A 3,893-nucleotide genomic window follows, 5' to 3' on the forward strand; every position below is an offset into this window, starting at 1 on the left:
CCGCGCAACCGGCGGCGCCGGCGGCGGGCGGGCAGGCCCAGGCGCAGAGCGGGCCGGTTCCCGAATCGGGCACGTACACCGGCACGGGGTACCAGCGGGGTCTGAATGGCACGGGCGCCGACGAGAGCTATGCCGTCGAGATGACGTTCAGCGGCGGCGGTTCCACGGTGCGCTACCCAGGCCTGGGGTGTGCAGGGGTGCTGCGCGCCGCCGGGTTCGACGGGGGCCGGCGGGTCTACCGCGAGGAGATGACGACCGGGCGCTGCGACAACTCCGGCACGTGGCAGGTCACCGTCGTCAGCGGCACCCAGGTCTCCGGCTCCTACAGCCCGCCGTCCGGGCGCTACGTGGTGACCGCCGAGCTCTCTCGCTGACCCGGCCCGTCGAGCCGACGACCTAAACCCCGCTTCCGCCGCTCGTCATCGCGTGGGCGGCCGCGACGCGCACCCCTCGGACTATCACCGTCACGGAGCATTGTAGCGATACAAGCTCCTGACCTGCGCTGTTGTCGTCAGGCGGACCCGCGGCCTCCGACGGTGATAGTCCGAGCGGTGAGGTCGTGAGGGTTCTCAGCCGAACAACGACGCCAGGGCCCTCCCCACGGCGGCGAACGCGGCCCTCGATGTAGGCGAGGCCGCGGCGAACGGCGGGTGTCATCCGCACCGCCGGGCGCGGCGGCGGGCCACGGCGCCGGCTCCCGCTAGAACGCCTGCGACGGCGACGGCGAGCGCACCGGATCGCGCGACGCGGGCTCGGTCAGGCCGGGCGGGCGGGGAGTGCTCGGCCGCCACGGCCGTCTCCGGGTCTTCGGTCGCGAGGCTCGCGTCGGCGTCGCCGCCCAGCAGCACGAGGCCGCGGCCGCCGTCGACGGTGATCGTCTGGCCGTCGCGGATGCGCTGGGTGGCGCTCGCGGTGCCGAGCACCGCCGGGATGCCGAACTCGCGGGCCACGATCGAGGAGTGCGACACCGGGCCGCCGACGTCGGTGACGACCGCCGACGCGAGCGCGAACAGCGGCGTGTAGGCGGGGGTCGTGATCCGCGAGACGAGCACCATCCCCGGCCGCAGTCGGGCGAAGTCGGCCGGGGTCAGCACGAGGCAGGCGGAGGCAGTGACGCGCCCGCCGCTGGCCGCGAGCCCTTCGAGGGTGCTCCCTACCTGGTCGCCGGCGTGCTGCGGCATCCAGCGGCGCGTCAGGCGGTTCATCGCGTTGTCCGGCAGCAGCTGCGGCGGCGTGACGCGCAGCTGTCCGCGCCACGTCATCCGGCGCGACTCCAGCGAGTTCTTCAGCTCGGGCTCCGGGGCTCGGTCGTCGTCTAGCGCCTTTGCAGCGCAGCGGGTCTCGTCGAGGGTGAGCCAGAACACGTCGTCCCGGTCGGGCAAGGCGCCGGCCTCGACCAGCCGGCGTCCGAGCTCGCGCAGCAACCGTCTGATCGTGGGCCAGGCCAGCCCGATGTCGGCAAGAGCGTCCTCACGCAGCACGACCCGGTCCTGGGCGCGGCGCAGCAACGGCTCGATCATTCGGCGGCGCGCCGGGTCGAGCCGCCCCAGCAGTGCCGCGCTCGCCGCCTCCCGCTCGGAGCGGAGGCGGTGTTGCCGCGCTCGGGGGTCGACGGAACCCGGCTCCGCGTCGAGGTAGTGGCGCAACGCCGTGAACACCGGGGCAGGGGTGTCGGCGGCCACCGGGCTGGCGAAGTCGAGGTTGTACACCGCGTGGCCGAACCGGTCGAGGTGTGCGCGCAGGCGTCGCTGCCACTGCGACCACACCGCCTCAGCCACGTCCGTCGGAGCCGGTCCGCCGACGAACTCGTCGAGGTCCGCCGACCCGACGACCTCACACAGTTGCGGGCGATCGAGTACCCACCGAGCTAGATCGAAGAGCGACTTCTCGGCGCGGATCGGCTCGCTGTCGCCGCCGAGCAGGAAGGTGGTGGCGGGCGGGTCGCCCGGCCGCCGCACCGCCTCGTAGGCACGGGTGAACAGGATCTCGCTGGTGGCCGCGTCCGGGATGACGCGTTGAACGGAGGTGTAGTACTCGCAGCCCGCGTACAACAGCTCGGCGGCTCAGTCGAGCAACGTTGTCGCAGCAAGGCGCTCGGGGTCGCGTTCGCGCCACCGGGAGACGACGTGGGCGTACGCCGGATGGGTGGTTTCGCGCCAGAGCCCGCCGGGATTGCGCAGCTTGCCGGTCAGGGCCATCGGCACGGCACCGGCCGACATCCGGAGCAGCCCACCGAGTGAATAGTGGTAGTACGCATAGTCGTTCACGCGCACGAACGTCAGGTCGCCCGGGTGCACGAGGTCACCCATTCCCTCGCGGAACAGCGCTGTCAGGGAGCCGGTGACCGCCGGTTCCACCATGTCGCCGAACAGCGGTGTCAGCGGTTCGGGCAGTTGCTCGACGATGCTGGCCCGGGCGTACATGCCGGTCCGGTCGGGCACGCTCCAGTCGGTCGGTGGATCGCCGATCGGCTCCGGCAGGGCGGTGATGGGGCGCGCCTGCACGATCCACAACCGCCCGCGCGCCATCGCCCACTCGACGTCCATCGGCCGGCCGAAGTGGTTCTGGATCGTGGCGCCGAGTTCGGCGAGTTCGAGACAGCGCTCGTCGGAGAGGGCCGCTGCGCCCGGGCGATCGACGGCGCGCACGGCCGTGCCGCCGTCGGTGTCGCCCCCGGTACCGACATCGGTGTCGCCCCCGGTGTCGTCAACGAGACTGGAGCGGTGGGTCTTGTCGGCGACCTCGCGGGTGTCGACGCGCCACGCCCCGTCGTCGCGTCGCACGACGACCTCGTCGGTCGGCACGGTGCCGTCGACCACCCCGTCTCCGAGGCCGAGCGCGGCCGAGATGCGGGTCCGGTCGCGGCGGCCGGTCAACGGGTCGGCCGTGAACATGACGCCTGCCGCCTCGGCGTCGACGAGCACCTGCACGACGACAGCCATCGCCGCCTCGGCGTCGATCTCGTGGTAGGCGCGGTAGGCGGCGGCGGTCGGACCCGACAGCGAGGCCCAACACCGACGCACCGCGCGGGCCACCGCCTCCGGGCCGCGGACGCCGAGGACCGTCTCGAACTGGCCGGCGAAGCTGCCTTCGGCCAGGTCCTCGACGGTCGCCGACGAACGCACCGCCACCAGCGGTTCCCCGAGGTCGGCATAGGCGGCGGTGATCGCCGCGAGGTCCTCGGGGGTGGGCTCGCCCCGGGCGGCGCGTCGGTAGGCGTCGGTGGTGACGACGAAGCCGGCGGGCACCGGCAGGCCGGCGGCCATCAGCTCGCCGAGGTTGGCGCCCTTGCCGCCGGCCAGGGCGACGTCGGTGGCGCGCACGCGATCGAGCGGAACCGTGCTCATGTTCCCATGCAAGCACTCGACGCGCGGCCGGTCACGGGGCTGGTCCGGTCGATCCGGCGCCGGTTCGCGCCGGCCCTGGCCGTCGCTACGCTGCGGTGACAGCCGTCGACCAGGAGACCCGCATGGAGACACCCGAACTCACCGCGGCCCTCGCGCGCTTCGACTCGCTGCCGCTGGTGGAGGCGCGGCGACTGCGCGGCGAGTGGCGCGGATCGGGCGTGCCCACGGGCCACCCGCTCGACGGGCTCCTCGAGTTGTACGGCTGGTGGGGCAAGCGCTTCGACGGCCCCGACGACGTGCACCCCCTCGTCTTCCAAGACGGGCGGGGCCGGTTCAGTGTCGATCCGACCGGCCTGCCGTTGTCACTGCTGGGAGCCGGTGCGCTGCACGATCCGCGGCTCGCAGCGCTCGGGCGGCGCGCGCTGCGCCTGCGCCGCACCCGCAAGCCCCGGGCGCGGCTGCGGATGATGACCTACCGCGGCGTGGCCACGGCGACGATGAGCTACGACACCCTGCCGATCAACGACCACTTCCGCGCCGTCGACG

General features: G+C 73.3%; 4 protein-coding genes. 2 read left to right on the plus strand and 2 right to left on the minus strand.

Features of this window, described 5'->3' with window-relative positions; translation table 11 throughout:
• A partial coding sequence (locus PINTE_RS23195; protein WP_217996544.1) for a hypothetical protein occupies positions 1 to 374 on the plus strand: 374 nt, incomplete at its 5' end.
• A 279-nt stretch (positions 375 to 653) separates the two neighbouring features.
• Here PINTE_RS23195 and PINTE_RS24265 read toward each other — a convergent pair.
• Together PINTE_RS24265 and PINTE_RS24270 are read right to left on the minus strand one after the other, a co-directional pair.
• Complete coding sequence (locus tag PINTE_RS24265; RefSeq protein ID WP_068428820.1) at positions 654 to 2,051, minus strand: PEP-utilizing enzyme; 1,398 nt, start codon at positions 2,049 to 2,051, stop codon at positions 654 to 656.
• Positions 2,052 to 2,063: 12 nt separating this feature from the next.
• Positions 2,064 to 3,347: a PEP/pyruvate-binding domain-containing protein gene (locus tag PINTE_RS24270; protein WP_068428823.1), complete on the minus strand. Its 1,284-nt coding sequence runs from the start codon at positions 3,345 to 3,347 to the stop codon at positions 2,064 to 2,066.
• 122 nt (positions 3,348 to 3,469) lie between these two features.
• Between PINTE_RS24270 and PINTE_RS08770 the strand changes: the two genes are divergently transcribed.
• Positions 3,470 to 3,893: GXWXG domain-containing protein (locus tag PINTE_RS08770; RefSeq protein ID WP_157087142.1), on the plus strand; the 424-nt coding region annotated here is incomplete at its 3' end.

The sequence above is a fragment of the Piscicoccus intestinalis NBRC 104926 genome (assembly GCF_001515525.1).
GTDB classification, from domain to species: domain Bacteria; phylum Actinomycetota; class Actinomycetes; order Actinomycetales; family Dermatophilaceae; genus Kineosphaera; species Kineosphaera intestinalis.